Origin of the sequence: Amycolatopsis sp. NPDC051102 (assembly GCF_040682815.1) — a bacterium.
Lineage (GTDB): Bacteria > Actinomycetota > Actinomycetes > Mycobacteriales > Pseudonocardiaceae > Amycolatopsis.
On sequence record NZ_JBFBBT010000014.1, the window covers coordinates 93,788 to 108,267 of the forward strand.

At 72.5% G+C, this 14,480-nt stretch carries 10 protein-coding genes; 3 read left to right on the plus strand and 7 right to left on the minus strand.

Features of this window, described 5'->3' with window-relative positions; all coding sequences use genetic code 11:
• Window positions 1–12 precede the first annotated feature (12 nt).
• Window positions 13–1,206: a macrolide family glycosyltransferase gene (locus AB0M93_RS32245; RefSeq protein WP_364280357.1), complete on the minus strand. Its 1,194-nt coding sequence runs from the start codon at window positions 1,204–1,206 to the stop codon at window positions 13–15.
• 39 nt (window positions 1,207–1,245) lie between these two features.
• Window positions 1,246–1,917, minus strand: a complete 672-nt coding sequence (locus AB0M93_RS32250; protein WP_364280360.1) for a VC0807 family protein — start codon at window positions 1,915–1,917, stop codon at window positions 1,246–1,248.
• A 301-nt stretch (window positions 1,918–2,218) separates the two neighbouring features.
• Between AB0M93_RS32250 and AB0M93_RS32255 the strand changes: the two genes are divergently transcribed.
• The 3 genes from AB0M93_RS32255 to AB0M93_RS32265 all read left to right on the plus strand — a co-directional run bounded on the left by AB0M93_RS32255 (window position 2,219) and on the right by AB0M93_RS32265 (window position 6,423).
• Window positions 2,219–3,553, plus strand: coding sequence for a histidine kinase (locus tag AB0M93_RS32255; RefSeq protein ID WP_364280363.1), 1,335 nt, complete (start codon window positions 2,219–2,221; stop codon window positions 3,551–3,553).
• 14 nt (window positions 3,554–3,567) lie between these two features.
• Window positions 3,568–3,876 (plus strand): hypothetical protein, encoded by a 309-nt coding sequence (locus AB0M93_RS32260; RefSeq protein WP_364280366.1) that lies wholly within the window; start codon window positions 3,568–3,570, stop codon window positions 3,874–3,876.
• Between the two features lie 135 nt (window positions 3,877–4,011).
• Complete coding sequence (locus AB0M93_RS32265; protein ID WP_364280369.1) at window positions 4,012–6,423, plus strand: glycoside hydrolase family 3 C-terminal domain-containing protein; 2,412 nt, start codon at window positions 4,012–4,014, stop codon at window positions 6,421–6,423.
• Between the two features lie 54 nt (window positions 6,424–6,477).
• Here AB0M93_RS32265 and AB0M93_RS32270 read toward each other — a convergent pair whose 3' ends face one another.
• The 5 genes from AB0M93_RS32270 to AB0M93_RS32290 are packed head-to-tail and all read right to left on the minus strand — an operon-like array spanning window position 6,478 to window position 14,470.
• Window positions 6,478–7,698 carry a cytochrome P450 gene (locus AB0M93_RS32270; protein ID WP_364280371.1) on the minus strand — a complete coding sequence of 407 codons (1,221 nt, stop codon included), beginning with the start codon at window positions 7,696–7,698 and terminating at the stop codon, window positions 6,478–6,480.
• Window positions 7,695–9,455 (minus strand): non-ribosomal peptide synthetase, encoded by a 1,761-nt coding sequence (locus tag AB0M93_RS32275; protein WP_364280374.1) that lies wholly within the window; start codon window positions 9,453–9,455, stop codon window positions 7,695–7,697. Before AB0M93_RS32275 ends, AB0M93_RS32270 begins: the two co-directional genes overlap by 4 nt.
• The gene (locus AB0M93_RS32280) at window positions 9,452–12,232 is read right to left on the minus strand and encodes a condensation domain-containing protein (RefSeq protein ID WP_364280377.1); all 2,781 of its coding nucleotides are present in this window, start codon (window positions 12,230–12,232) and stop codon (window positions 9,452–9,454) included. Before AB0M93_RS32280 ends, AB0M93_RS32275 begins: the two co-directional genes overlap by 4 nt.
• A complete protein-coding gene (locus AB0M93_RS32285) occupies window positions 12,219–13,646 on the minus strand; it encodes a methyltransferase (RefSeq protein WP_364280379.1) in 1,428 nt (475 codons plus the stop codon). Before AB0M93_RS32285 ends, AB0M93_RS32280 begins: the two co-directional genes overlap by 14 nt.
• A 32-nt stretch (window positions 13,647–13,678) precedes the next feature.
• Entirely contained in the window at window positions 13,679–14,470 is a 792-nt protein-coding gene (locus tag AB0M93_RS32290) for a hypothetical protein (RefSeq protein WP_364280382.1), read from the minus strand.
• Window positions 14,471–14,480: the final 10 nt, after the last annotated feature.

Here is a 14,480-nt window from a genome sequence, read left to right on the forward strand (position 1 = left end):
CGAACCAGCGGGTCAGGAAGTGTGCTTGAGGTGCCGCTCGAGCTCGTCGGCCGCGCGGGACGCGCCACCGGCGGCGCGGACCCGCGCGCCCATCGCCGCGACCGCGGCGCGGACGCGCCCGTCGGCCGCCGTGGACCGCACGGCGTTGCGCAGCAGCTCGGGCGTCGGCTCCTGCCCGGCGAGGTTCGTGCCGAGGCCGAGTTCGGCGACCCGGTTGGCGACGGCGGCCTGCTCGACGCTCTGCGGCAGGGTCACCATCGGCGTGTCGAAGTACAGCGCCTCCATCGTCCCGCCCATGCCCGAGTGGGTGATGAAGGCCGAAGCGTGCCGGAGCACCGCCAGCTGCGGCAGCTGCGCGTGCGCCTCGACGTTCGGCGGCAGCTCCCCGAGCGAAGCCGGGTCGAGCGCGCCGATCGAGAGCACGACGTGCCAGTCCTCGCCGGTGAACGCCGTCACGACGGCGCGGAAGAACTCCGGCCGGTCGTTGAACGCCGTGCCGAGCGAGACCAGCAGCACCGGGCGCCCGTCCGACGGCGGCTGCCAGTCGCCCTGGTAGGTCCGGTCGCCCAGGCACGGGCCGACGAACGCGAAGCGGTCGTCGAACGTCTCGCCCTGGTACTGGAATTCCTTGGCCACGAAGGCGAGCGCGAACTCCTCGCGGCCGATGGCGAAGTCCGCCGGCGAGATCGCCGGGACGCCGTGGGCGTCCGTCAGCTCGGCGATCTTCTCGCGGAACGCGACACGGGCGGGGTGTTCCTCGCTGAAACCGTTTTCCTCGCCGAGGAACTTCGCCAGCGACCAGTGGTCGTTGTAGGCGAAGGACGGGAACAGCTCCACCGCGGGCACGCCCCACTTCGCGGCGAGCACCCGCCCGGTCGCGTACACCGTGCGGTCGTAGAGGATCAGATCCGGTACGTCGCCGGCGAACGCGGCCTCGAACACCGGGATGGTCGCGGTGCTTTCCATGACCAGCACCAGCGGCAGCCACGCGGCGAAGTCGGCGGGCGGGTCCTCGGTGCGCGGCTTCGGCGTCAGGGACGACTCGTAACGCAGGACCTGCGCCCCGGTCGCCGCCACCAGGTCCGCGAACTGGTCCGTCGTGGCGTAGGTGACGCGGTGCCCGCGGCGGACCAGCTCGGCGGCGACGTCCAGCGTCGGCATGACGTGGCCGTACGCGGGGATGTTCAGCAGCGCGATGTGTGCCATGGGAAAGCTCCTCGGAGTGCGGTGGACGGCCGGAGGCCCTCAGGCACGCAGGTCGTGCTTGCGGGTGTAGTAGGCCATGAAGCCGATGAGCCCGCCGAGGACCACGATCCACTGCACGGTCGTCACCAGGTTGATGTCGTCGAGCGGCAGCGTGTAGGCGAGCGCGACGCGGACGACGGCGTCCACGATCATGCCGACGCCGAAGACGACGGTCAGCAGGCGCAGCCCGTGGCGCATCTGCGGTTCGGTGTCCCAGCGGCGCTCCCACACCTCCGCGCCGGCACCGCCGCGCTTGGTGCGCGCGATGCTCACCCCGGCGTGCAGGAAGAACGGCTTCTCGAAGAACAGCGTGATCAGCATCCAGATGCCGAACATCGCGGTGAGCCAGCCGTCCTTGGCGAAGAAGAACCGGGCGTCGCCCGAAATCAGCGAGACCGCGGTGCCGATGACCATCATCGTCACCATGAAGAGGCCGAGACCGTCGATCTTGCGGTAGCGGGCGAAGACGTAGACGGTCCGGACCACCGGGACGATGCCACCGATGATCGCGGCGGTCAACAGCGGGACGCCGTTCTGGCGCAGGATGTAGTAGACGGCGAGCGGGACGATCAGGTCGAAGGCCGCGGAAGCGAACAGCGCCAGCCGCGGGTTGCGCGGTTCCGCTTGGGACGGCGCGGCGGCCTTGGTGCGTTGGGTGCCGGCTTCGTTCATTGCTTGCTCCTGGTGGTTCGCGAGTTCGTACTCATGCGGAACGCCATTCGCTTGCGTCGTGGCGCTGCTCCGGGGACAACGGTAGTGTCGCGATCCCGGTCGGCGTGAGCCTGTTAGGCCGAACATAGGGGTATGGCTTCCTATACCCCTAGGAGTGGGCTTGACCGATTGTCAGCCCCCTCGGGGCGCCCCCAGACTGGAGTGACCTCGAGTGCGAGCGGGCCGGTCCGGCCCCCTGGAGACGATGGGGGACGCGATGAGCCGACCGGGAACACTCTCCCGCGGAGAGTATGATCTGGCGATGTCGACGATTCCCCGGCGCAGCGCCTCGGCCGTCCGGCGGGGGTTCGCCGGAATGGCGCGGCTGGTCGTTTTCCTGCTGTTCGCGGCCGCGCAAGTCTGCGTTCTCACGCTGCCCGCGCTGATCTGGCTGCCGGAATACGTCGCCGCTGCGGGACTCACCGTACTGGTCGCCATTCCGGCGTGCCGGCTGCTGCCGGCGCTTTCCCGCAAATGCGCGCCCGCGCTCTACGGCCGCCCGATCGAGTCGCCTTATCTTCCGCTGCCCGCGCTGGAACGCACCGAGAACGGCTGGTACTGGAACGGCTACGACTTCCACAAGTTCCGCTGGGTCTCGCTGGCCCAGCGGCGCGGCCGCTGGTTCTTCACCGACCCGGCCACCTGGCGGGACCTGGGGTGGCTCGTGGTCAACCCGCTGACCGGCGGGCTGCTGGCCGCCGTCCCGGTCGGCCTCGCCGGGTTCGGGGCGTTCCTGCTGGTCGCGCCGCTGACCGCGGCGCACCTCGCGGCCGGGGCGTGGTACTTCCCGCTGCCGGTGGACACCCCGGCCGGGATCGCCGCGACGGTCGCCGCGGGGCTGGTGCTGCTCGTGCTCGGGCTGGTGGCCGCGCCGGGCGCGGTCGGGCTGCACGAGGCCTGGACGCGGTGGTTGCTGGCACCCGACGAGCGGGCGCTGCTGGCGCGGCGGGTGGAGCGGCTGTTCGCCACGCGGGCGGCGGCGATCGACGCGCAGGCCGCTGAGCTGCGGCGGATCGAGCGCGACCTGCACGACGGCGCCCAGGCGCGGCTGATCGCGATCGGCATCTCGCTCGGCACCGCGGAGATGCTGCTCGACACCGACCCCGAGGAGGTCCGGCGGCAGCTGGCCGGCGCGCGGGAGCTGTCCGCCGCCGCGCTGCGGGAGCTGCGCGGGCTGGTGCACGGCATCCAGCCCCCGATGCTCGCCGACCGCGGCCTCGGCGCCGCGCTCGAGGACCTCGCGATGGACGCTCCGATGCCGACCGACGTCGAGGTCGGGCTGATCGGCCGTCCCGACGCGGCCCTGGAGTCGGCTGTCTACTTCTCGGTCGCCGAACTGCTGGCCAACGCGGCCAAGCACGCGGCGGCCAAACGCGCGCGGGTGAGCGTCACGCAGCGGCCGGGCGCGCTGCAGGTCGTCGTCGCCGACGACGGCAAGGGCGGCGCCGACTTCAGCCGCGGCACCGGGCTGGCCGGCGTCCAGCGGCGGGTCGCCGCGTTCGACGGCGTCGTGGAGTGCGTCAGCCCGCCGGGCGGCCCGACCGAAATCACCATCGTCATTCCGTGTGTCCTGCCGTCGGACGGCGGCGCCGAATAACCAGGGGGATCAGCATGCGTCGCGGGATTGCAGTGTGCCTGTTCGCCGTGGTCACTTCTCTTTCGGTGACCGGGTGCGATCATCTGGTGGATCTGGGCTGTGCGGAACGGTCCTGCCATTTCAACCTCGTCAGCGGGGGAAAGGTGGACCTCGGCGGCCAGGAACTGAAGGTGCAGAAAATGGACAGCAATTCCGTGACCTTCCTGTCCGACGGCATCAGCGTTTCCCTGTTCCAGGGCGTCGATCTCGATTTCCTGGGCTACCACCTGCACCTCGGGGAGATCCGCGGCGGCGAGGCCAGTTTGGACGTCACGCGGAATTAGCCCGAGGTTCACCGCGAACCGGCGTCCGCCCTGGTCAAGACAGGGGTTACGGTCCGTGCAGCAGTCACCTAGGTTGGTCGTCGATTGGACCAACTAGCGGCGGGGGCAACCCTTTCGCGGGTTTCTGGGGTGACTATGCGTAATGATCTTCTACGGGCGCGCCCGCGCGCGGCGGCGGTCGTCCTCGCCGGCGTGCTGGTGACGTCCGGATTGGCGGCGTCGGGCGCCGCGGCCGACCCGGCCGCGCAGTTCTCGCCGAAGGTGCGGAGCCTCGTCGGCGAGCTGACCCTCGACGAGAAGCTTTCCCTGGTGCACGGCGGAGACGACCCGGACAGCGTCGGCGAAGCCGGGTACGTTCCCGGCGTGCCGCGGCTCGGGATCCCGTCGCTGCGGCTGGCCGACGGCTCGGCCGGCGTGCGCGTCGACAAGCCGTCGGTCGTCATGCCCGCGCCGGTTTCGCTCGCGGCCAGCTTCGACGAGTCGCTCGCCACGCGCTACGGCGCCGGCGTCGGCCGCGAAGCCCGCGCGCTGGGCACCGACGTTCTGCTGTCCCCGATGGTCAACACGATCCGGATCCCCTACGGCGGCCGGAACTTCGAGACCTTCAGCGAAGACCCGCTGCTGACGTCGCGGATGGCCGGCGCCGAGGTGCGGGGCATCGCCGGCCAGGGCACGATCCCGGTCGTCAAGCACCTGGCCGGGAACAACCAGGAGAACGACCGGCAGACGATCGACGTCGTGATGGACGACCAGACGCTGCACGAGGTCGAGCTGCCCGGCTTCGAGGCCGCCGTCAAGGCCGGTGCGGGCGCGGTGATGTGCTCCTACAACAACCTGAACGGCCCGTCCGCCTGCGCGAACTCCGATCTGCTGACCGGGATCCTGCGCGAGCAGCTGGCGTTCCAGGGCTGGGTGATGTCGGACTGGCGGATGTCGCTGACGCCGGGCAGCCTGCCGCTGGGCCTCGACCAGGAGATGCCGGCCGGGACGTACTTCGGCGACCAGCTCAAGGCCGCGCTCGCCGCGGGCACCATCCCGCAGTCCGCTTTGGACACCGCGGTCGGGCGCATCCTCGGCCAGCTGGACCGGTTCCACCTGCTCGACAACCCGGCCCGCCCGACGCGCGACCTCGCCGGGCTGACGGCCACCGCGCAGGACGTCGCCCAGGCGGGCGCGGTCCTGCTGCGCAACGAAAAGGCGGCGCTGCCGCTGAGCACCGCCCGGTCCGGCAAGGTCGCGGTGAGCGGCTACAACGCGAAGACGCCGAAGCTCAACGGCGGCGGCAGTTCCCACGTGCTGCCGTCCGCCACGCCGGCCGCGCCGCTGGACCTGATCAAGCAGCGCGCGGGCAGCACCACCACGTACACCCCGGGCTACGACCCGGTGGGCGAGGCCGTGCCGGCCGGCGCGCTGTCGCCGGCGTTCACCCAGGGCAGCGGCCTGCCCGCGGGCGCGGAAGGCGTGTTCTACAACGGCACGATCACCGCGCCGAGCGAGGGCGACTACAGCATCCAGCTCCAGTCGACCGGCGGGGGCGGGTTCCTCCAGGTGGACGGCACGGCGAGCGGCCTGTTCGGCGACTCCATCGCGGCGGGCTACACCGGCATCACCGTGCACCTGACCGCGGGGCCGCACACGCTGCTGCTGTACGGGTTCGCGGACTTCGTCAACCCGCTCAAGGTGAACCTGCACTGGATCACCCCGGCCGCGGCGCAGGCCAAGATCGCCCAGGCGGTGACGGCGGCCAAGGCGGCCACCACGCCGGTCGTGTTCGCCTACGACGACAGCTCCGAAGGGCTCGACCGGCCGGATCTCTCGCTGCCGGGGTACCAGGACGAGCTGATCGACGCCGTCGCCGCGGCGAACCCGCGCACGGTGGTGGTGCTGAACACCGCGTCCGCGGTGAAGATGCCGTGGCTGGCGAAGACGGCCGCGGTGCTGGAAATGTGGTACCCCGGCCAGAAGGGCGCGGAGGCGACGACGGCGCTGCTGTACGGCGACGTCAACCCGCAGGGCAAGCTGACGCAGACGTTCCCGGTGGACGAAGACCACACGCTCGTCAGCGGCGGCGCCGGCCTCTACCCGGGTCAGGACGGCCAGGTGAAGTACACCGAGGGCGTCGACATCGGCTACCGCTGGTACGCCGGTCACAAGACGGCCCCGCTGTTCCCGTTCGGCTTCGGCCTTTCGTACACGACGTTCGCCTACAGCGGCCTGACGGCGGCGAACGCCGCCGACGGCGGTCTGGACGTGAAGGTGACGGTCCGGAACACGGGCACCCGCACGGGCACGGAGGTGGCCCAGGTGTTCGTCGGCCCCAGCTCGCAGGTGACGGCGCCCCAGCCGTCGACGGCGCTGGGCGGCTACGCGAAGGTGACGCTGGGAGCCGGGGCGTACCGGACGCTGACGATCCACGTCGACCCGCGTCAGCTGTCCTATTGGGACGCGACGGCGAAGGCGTGGAAGCGCGGTGCGGGCAGCCGCGCGATCCAGGTGGGCTCGTCCTCGACGTCGCTGCCGCTGAGCACCCGGATCGCGGTGCGCTGAGCACACACGCAAACGGCCGGCGCCCTGGTGGGGCGCCGGCCGTTCGCGTGTTCGTCAGCCGTTCGTCACCGGTAGGTGGCGGAGGCCGCGGATGATCGCCGAGCGGCGGCGGTCGGCCGGGCCCGTCTGGTGGAGGCCGGGCAGCCTGGTCGCCAGCACGCGGAACGCCACGTCCGCCTCCAGGCGGGCCAGCGGCGCGCCCAGGCAGTAGTGCGAGCCGCCGGAGAACGAGAGGTTGTCCGGGGTGGTCGGGCGAGTGATGTCGAAGCGGTCCGGAGCGGACCACACGAGCGGGTCGCGGTTGCAGCCCGCGGTCAGGACCACCACCGCGGTGTCGGCCGGGATGAGCGTCCCGTCGACGTCGACGTCCACGGTGGACACCCGGCTGGACTGCTGGACCGGCGCCTCGAACCGCAGCGACTCCTGCGCCGCCTGCGGGGCCAGGTCCGGGTCCGCCACCAGTTTCTCCCACTGGTCACGTCGTTCCAGCATCGTCTTCACGCCGACGCCGATGAGGTTCACCGTCGACTCCGCGCCGGCCAGGGTGAGCAGCTGGCACAGCGACACCAGCTCGTGCGTCGTCAGGCGGTCCTCGCGGCGGGCGGTGAGGAGCTTGCTGATCGCGTCGTCGCCCGGGTGGGCGACGCGCAGCTCCATCAGCTCGGTGAACAGCGCGTCGAGCTCGTCCAGCGACCGCTGGACGTCCGCGATGTGCGCCACCGAGGTGATCTCGTCGAAGATCGTGCCGAACTTCGGGCCGTGCTCGAGGTAGCGGCTCAGGAACGGCTCGGGGATGTCGAAGATCGTCGCGACCACCGTCACCGGGATGAGGTCGGCGAACGACGTCATCAGGTCGAATTCGCGGCTCGTGTCCACCCGGTCCAGCAGCTCGTGGCAGATCGCCGTCAGCCGGTCGCGGAAGCCGGCGATCGCCTTGGGGCCGAGGAACGGCGTCGCCAGCTTCCGCAGCCGGGCGTGGTCGGCGCCGTCCGCGCCGAGCATCGAGTTGTCGAACGTGGTGATCACCGGGCTGATCGGCGTGCCGTCGGACTTGAGCACGCCGAACCGGCGGTCGCGCAGCACCTTCGTGGCCGTCGCGTGGTCGACCGTCGTCCACGCCCCGAGCTCGCTGCGGTGCAGCGGGCCCTTCGCACGGATCCGTTCGTAGAGCGGGTAAGGATCTTCCGGGCCGCGCAGCAGCAGCGCCAGGGGGTCGCCGAGTTCGCCGAGGGTCCACAGCACCCGCATCTGCGTGGTCATGTCCTGGACGGTCATGACTGCGTCCCGGCGGTGATCAGCCCGGCCACGCCCCGCACGGTCGGCGCCTCGAACACCTGGGAGATGCGCAGCTTGACGCCGAGGTCGCGGCTGATCCGGGAGCACAGCTGGGCGGCGGACAGCGAGTTGCCGCCCTGCCGGAAGAACGAGACGTCGGTGGCGATCGACGGCACGCCGATGATCTCGCGCAGGATCCGCGCCACGGCTGCTTCGGTCTCCGACAGCGTCGGGTCGGCCGCCGGAGCGGCCGCGGTACGCAGGCGCGCGGCCAGTTCGGTCAGCGCGCGGCGATCGATTTTCCGGTCTTCCAGCACGGGCAGCCGTTCCAGCCGCTGCACCAGCGCCGGCACCAGGTAGCCGGGCAGCCGCTCGGCCAGCCGGGCCCGCAGCTCGTCCTCACCGGGCTCCCCGGTGTAGAACAGGCAGAGGTCCTCGTAAGCGCCGTCGGCGCCGGTCACCGGCACCACCGCGCACGCGCCGGCACCCGGGACGCGCCCGGCGTTCTGCTCGACGTCGTCGAGTTCGATGCGGTGGCCGCGGATCTTGACCTGCCGGTCCCCGCGGCCCTCGAAGTGCAGCAGGCCGTCGGCGGTCCAGCGGCCGAGGTCGCCGGTGCGGTAGACGCGTTCGGGCCCGGACGGCAGGGAGAGCGTGACGAACTTCCGCGCGGTCAGCTCGTCGTCCTTGAAGTAACCCAGCGCCAGTCCTTGGCCGCCCAACGCGATCTCGCCGCTCTCGCCGACGTCGCACAGGCGGTCGCCGTCGACGATGTAGGCCTGCGTGTTCGGGAACGGGACGCCGAGCGGCACTTCGGAGCGGTCCTCGGGGCGCACGCGGTGGCAGGTGGCCGCGACGCTCGACTCGACCGGACCGTACATGTTGTACAGCGGGATGTCCGGGTACGCCTCGAGGAACCGGGCGGCGTGCCGCGGCGAGAGCTTCTCGCCGCCGGTGCCCACCGCCCGCAGCCCGGCGAACGCGTCGAGGTCGTTGTCGACCATGCTGTGGAACACCGCGGTGGGCGGGAAGATCGTGGTGACGCCGTGCACGGCGATCAGGTCACGCAGTTTCGTCGCCAGTTCGAGGGTGTCTTCGAGCAGCACGAGCGTGCCGCCGTTGAACAGCACGCCCCAGGAGTCGAGGCCGAAGGCGTCCCACGTCGCCGCGAGCGCCTGCGGCATCACCGCGCCGGAGTCCAGGGGCGTGAACAGCCAGTCGTCGAACAGCCGGACGTTGCCGCGGTGCGCGGTGACCACGCCCTTCGGCGTCCCGGTGGTCCCGGAGGTGAAGAAGACCGCGCAGGGGTCGTCGGCGCCGACGTCCACCGTGGCCGGCCTGGCGCCCAGGATCGGCTGTGACGGGGGCGACCACACCGACGGCCAGGCCGCACCGCGCTCGGCCGCGACCACCGGGCCGCCGAGGTGCTCGATCAGCTCGCCGAGCCGGCTCGGCGGCCACCGCAGGTCCAGCGCGGCATAGGCGGCGCCGCACTTCAGCACCGCCAGCAGCGTCGCGAACAGCTCGGGGGAGCGGGGCAGCAGCACCGGCACGATCGAGCCGCGCCCGACGCCGCGGGCCTGCAGTTCGGCCGCGTAGGCGTCGGCGAGTTCCGCCAGCTCCCGGTAGGTGGTGTCGCGCCCGCGGTGGTGCAGCGCGGTCCGGCCGGGCCATCGCGAGGCGCACCACTCGAACAGGCCGTGCATGGTCTCGGCCCGCCTGAACGGGACCGGCGCCGGGTTGAAGGACGGGGTCATCGGGCGCTCCCGGTGATCAGCTCCGCCAGCGCGGCCGGCGTCGGGTGGGCGAAGGCGGCGGACAGCTTCAGCCGGACCCCGGTCCGCTTCTGGATCCGCTGGACGAGCTGGGCGGCCAGCAGCGAATGCCCGCCACTGGCGAAGAAGTTCGTGTCCGGGGTGACGTCGGCGCGTTTGAGCAGTTCCGCGAACATCGCCACGACGGCGCTGGTCGTGGCGTCGGGTGCGGCTTCGGCGGGGGCCTCCGGCGGCGGCCCGGCGGTGGCGGCCAGCTCGGCGACCGCGGCCCGGTCCACCTCGTGCGCGGCCGTCTCCGGCAGCGCGTCGACCCGCAGGTACCACGTCGGCCGTGCCCGTGGCGGCAGGACCGCCTCGGCGTGCCGGGCCAGGTCGGCTGCGAGCTGCGGCTTGTCCGGCGCCTGCACGACGGCGACCAGGTCCGCCGCGCCGGGCCGCAGGGTGACCGCGGCGGCGATGACGTCCGTGTGCGCGGTCAGGGCGTCCTCCACGGTCGCCAGGTCGACGCGGGTGCCGCCGGACGTCAGCTGCCGGTCCAGGGGGCCGTGGACGTGCAGGGACCCGTCGGGGCGCCAGTGCGCGAGCACGCCGGTGGCGGTGCCGCCGAGGCGCAGTTCGCCGCGCACGCCCAGCGGCAGCCGCCGCCCGTCCGGGGCGACGACGTCGGCGTCGACCCCCGCAGCCGGCACGCCGTCGGCCAGCACCCAGCGGCCGCGGGCGGGGAACACGGTGTGGACGTCGGCTTCCAGGGCCCGCAGGGTGCGGACGAGCGGGCCGGGCGCGGGCTCGGCGCCGATCAGCGCGGTGCGGCCGCTCACGGCCTCGCCGAGGTGCTCGGCCACGCGGGCCCAGACGAGCGGGGTGGCGTGCACGAGGCCGACGTCGTGGCGGGTGAGCAGCCCGGCGAGCAGGTGGCCGTCGCCGCGGGCCGCGTCCGGCGCCACGACCAGCGGCACGCCGGTGGTCAGGGCCAGGAGCAGCTCCGGAACGGCTGCCGAGAGCCACAGCACCGGACGGCCGGCCGCCAGCCCGGCGACCTGCCGGACGGAGCCGGCGAGTTCCCGGTGTGTGACACCGGGCAGCGCCGGGTTGTCCGGGGACACGGCCGAGGCGTCCGGGTCGACGGTCACCGTGACGGCGTAGGAGATCTTCTCGGCGTCCAGCACCAGTTTCGCGTCGGAGACGTTCGTGGTGACCGTGGCCCCGGCCAGCCAGCCGCCCAGGATCGCGGCCGCGAGGTCCGGGCCGCGCGGGGCGGTCACGGCGACGACGTCACCCGGTCCCGTTCCGGCGTCGGCCAGCATGGTCGTGATCGCCGACGCGGCCCGCCACAGCTCCCGGTAGGACGTCGTGCCTTCGCCGGTGACGACGGCGGGCGCGCCGGGGCTTTCGGAGACGTGCCGGGCGATCGCGGTCAGCACGGTGTCCGTCCCGGCCGGCGCACCGGGAGTGCCGAGGACCGCGTGGTCGGTGGCGCCCCAGCCGTCCAGCTCGCGCAGCGGCCGGTCCGGCGCGCTCGCCGCCGCGACGAGCAGGGCGTCGTAGCGCTCCAGCAGCAGCTCGACCTCGCCGCGGTCGAGCACCTCGGCGCCGTAGACGGCCTTGACCCGGCTTTCCGCCGCCGAAGGCAGGATGACGAACTCGAGGTCGAACTTGCTGTGCCCGGGGTCGATCTCGACCACCTCGGCGGGCGCGCCGCCGATGCTCGTGGCCGCCCGCCCGCCGAAGGGCAGGTAGTTGAACACGTGCCGGAACATGGTGGTGCGCCAGGACGATCCGGCGCGCTCGACCTCCGGCAGCAGGACGTCCATCGGCACGTCCGCGTGCGCGATCGCCTCGAAGAACAGGTCACGCACGCGGCGGCTGAACGCCCGGAACGTCTCGGCCGGGTCGATCCGCACGCGCAGCGGGACGATGTTGACGTGGTAGCCGATCGCGCGCTGGGCCTGCTGGCTGCGGACGTTCACCGGGAAGCCGACGGCGAGGTCGTCGCCGGCGCCGTGGGCGTGCAGCAGCAGGTAGTAGGCGGCCAGCAGCACGACGACGTCGGGCGCCTTGAGTTCCTTCTGCAGCGCGGTGACGACGTCCTTGGCCGCGGCGGAGAACGGGCGGACGAGCTGCTCGCCGCGCAGGGTCGGCTGCGCGCTCTCCTGGCCGCCGCACCACAAGCCGGGGCCGCCGGAGTCGAAGTCCCGCAGGTGCTCGCGCCAGAAGGCGAGGCTCTCCGGCTTCGGCTCGGACTCCGGCCAGAGCGGGACGGGCGGGCCGGCGTCCGGGAGGTCCCCGGCGAGCACCGCGTCGTAGGCGGCGGCGAGCTCCTCCAGGAAGATGGACATCGACGTGCCGTCGAAGATGAGGTGGTGCACGGCCACCCCGACCGAGTCGTGCTCGGGGCCGTGGAACAGGCCGACGCGCAGCAGCGGCGTTCCGTCCAGAGTGAACGGCCGCGTGATCAGCTCACGCAGGCCGGCGTCGACGTCGGCGTCCGCCGAACCTTCGAGGCAGACCGGGAAGGACGTGAGCACGGACTTGGTGAGCCGGGTTTCGCCGGCGTGGAAAACGGTCCGCAGCGCGTCGTACCGGCGTACCAGCTGCGCGACGGCTTCCTGCAGGACGGCCCGGTCCAGCCGGCCCGCCACCCGCAGCGCGACGCCCGGCACGTTGTTGACGCCTTCGCCGGGTACCAGCCGCTCGAGCAGCCAGAGCCCTTCTTCCTTGCGGGTCGCCGGAATCGGCGGCGTCCCCTCAGCGGTCGGCATGTCCGGTCCCTTCGGAGAGGTCTTCGACGGTGACGAAGGCGTGCGGAACCGCCTCGGCGGGCAGCCGCGCGGCCAGGTACGCGCGCAGCTCGGCGACGAACGTGCTGGTCTTCGCGGCGAGCGAGGGCGCGTTCGCGTACGCGGTGAACGGCAGCCCGGGCGTGGCGGCCGAAGCGGGCACGGTGTCCGGCTCGCCGTCGCGGGTGTAGACGACGTCGACCAGGCCGGGGCCTTCGGCCGACCACGTCACCGCGGCCCGGTAGCCGCGCCGGCGGCCGATCTCGTGCAGGTCCTCCGGGTCCGGCGCGGTCACCGCGGGGGGCGCGGTGCCGGTGTCCAGCTTCGCCAGCGCGGCCAGCTCGCGGGCGACCCGGCCGTTCGGCACGCCGGTGATCCGCGCGGACGGCGGCCGGGTGTCGCTCAGCAGCGTCTCCAGCGCGGCCGGGTCCCAGGCCAGCGTGCGGGCGGGCTCGACGGTCTCCGCGGGTTCCTTGCGCAGCACGGCGTCGTAGCGGTGCCGGCTCAGCTCGTTGTGGTGGCGGGCCCGCTTCAGCCGGACGTCGGCCGCCGCGATCCCGGGCAGGGTGGCGGCCAGCGCCGGGAAGAAGTCCGGGTCGACGAGCAGTTCCTTCTCTTCCAGGACGCTGTTCTCGACCAGTTCCCGGGCCGTGTCCGGCGCGGCGGCCACCTCGCCGGCCAGCACCGCGGCGCGGAAGGCCCGCAGCAGCCGCAGGTTCCGGACGTCGCCGACGAACACCGAGCCGCCGGGCACGACCAGCGCGGCCGCCTGGCGCAGCACGTCCGCGAGGTAGCCGATGTCGGGGAAGTACTGGACGACGGAGTTGACGACCACCGTGTCGAAGCGGTCCGCCGGCAGCCCGGAGAAGTCGGTGGCTTCGCGGTTGTGCAGGGTCACGTGGGCCAGCGCGGGGTCGGCGGCGACCTGCGCGGTGAGCGTCTCGATCACGGTCGCGGAGAAGTCCGTGGCCACGTACTCCTCGCACCCCGGCGCGAGCTTGGCCATCAGCAGGCCGGTGCCGACGCCGATTTCCAGCACGCGGCGGGGCCGCAGCGAGCGGATCCGCTCGACGGTCGCGTCCCGCCACTCCCGCATCTGCGCGAGCTCGATCGGTAGCCCGGTGTAGGTGCTGTGCCAGCCCACGAAGTTCTCGCCGAGCCCGCCGGCCTCGGGCAGCTCGCCGTAGACCCATTCGTAGATGAGCTGCCACTCGTCGACGCGCGCGCGGTCGTCGCCGGCTTCGGCGACGGGGTCCTGCGGCACGACGTGGGCGACGAGCCGCCCGGTCCCGGGCTCGCGGGTGACGTGCGCCCGTGCGACGCCGGGGTGCCCGGCGAGCGCGGCTTCGGCTTGGCTTTCCGTGCCGGTGCCCAGACCGGTCGGTGACGTCGGCATCAGCTCTCCTGCTTGGTCTTCCGGGAGGGTGGTCAGGGGAGCAGGCCGCGGACGGCCTGCGCGACCTCCGGCTGGCTGAGCAGGCCGGAGTGGTCGATGTCGAACCGGATCTCGCGCGCGCCGATCTCCAGCGCGCCGGGCAGTTCGGCGGAGCGGATCACATCGACGCCGTCGAGGTCGCCGGTGATGGTGACCTGGGAGGCGGCCACGAGATAGGTCATGTAGCTGCTGAACCAGGAGACGAGCTCCTCGGCCCGGTCGGCGTCCAGGTCGACCCGCGCGAACGCCGTGGTGCCGACCTCGCGGTAGAGCCGCACGAACTCCTTCGTGAGCGTCTCGAGGTCGTCGTGGGTGCGCTGGGCGGCCTCGCCGGCGGTGCGCGCCTCCCGCACCTCGTCCTCGGTGAGCACCGCGGCCAAGGCGTCCACCACGCGGAAGAAGCCGTAGTGCAGCACGGTGAAGCCGGTCGCGGCGGTCGGGTCGAAGAGCACCACCCGCGGCTTCGCCTGCCAGGTCGCGATGCGCTCGGCGATGGCGAGCGCGAACACGCTGGACGCGCAGTAGCCGAACACCGCCTTGACCTCGGCGCCGCTCGCGCGCAGCTCACTCGTCCACCGGTCGAGGTAGTCGTCGCCGGTCATGCCGGTCTCGTCGCCGACGGCGGGCGGCAGGCTCTCCCAGATGCCATACGGCGTCTCGAGGTGCTTCGCGAGTTCGGCGAATCCCGCCTCCGGCCGTCCGGTGACCGTGAAATCGACCGTGATGATTACTTCCCCGTCGCACGCGTTTTCGTCGATCGGGTGCCATGAATGGAGTTCGGCCACGATTGCCCGC

Excerpts from the sequence above, each read along its gene's own strand:
- AB0M93_RS32245 (WP_364280357.1), bottom strand. The coding sequence starts at position 1,206 with ATGGCACACATCGCGCTGCTGAACATCCCCGCGTACGGCCACGTCATG.
- AB0M93_RS32250 (WP_364280360.1), bottom strand. The coding sequence starts at position 1,917 with ATGAACGAAGCCGGCACCCAACGCACCAAGGCCGCCGCGCCGTCCCAA.
- AB0M93_RS32265 (WP_364280369.1), top strand. The coding sequence starts at position 4,012 with ATGCGTAATGATCTTCTACGGGCGCGCCCGCGCGCGGCGGCGGTCGTC.
- AB0M93_RS32280 (WP_364280377.1), bottom strand. The coding sequence starts at position 12,232 with ATGCCGACCGCTGAGGGGACGCCGCCGATTCCGGCGACCCGCAAGGAA.
- AB0M93_RS32260 (WP_364280366.1), top strand. The coding sequence starts at position 3,568 with ATGCGTCGCGGGATTGCAGTGTGCCTGTTCGCCGTGGTCACTTCTCTT.
- AB0M93_RS32270 (WP_364280371.1), bottom strand. The coding sequence starts at position 7,698 with ATGACCGTCCAGGACATGACCACGCAGATGCGGGTGCTGTGGACCCTC.
- AB0M93_RS32255 (WP_364280363.1), top strand. The coding sequence starts at position 2,219 with ATGTCGACGATTCCCCGGCGCAGCGCCTCGGCCGTCCGGCGGGGGTTC.
- AB0M93_RS32275 (WP_364280374.1), bottom strand. The coding sequence starts at position 9,455 with ATGACCCCGTCCTTCAACCCGGCGCCGGTCCCGTTCAGGCGGGCCGAG.
- AB0M93_RS32285 (WP_364280379.1), bottom strand. The coding sequence starts at position 13,646 with ATGCCGACGTCACCGACCGGTCTGGGCACCGGCACGGAAAGCCAAGCC.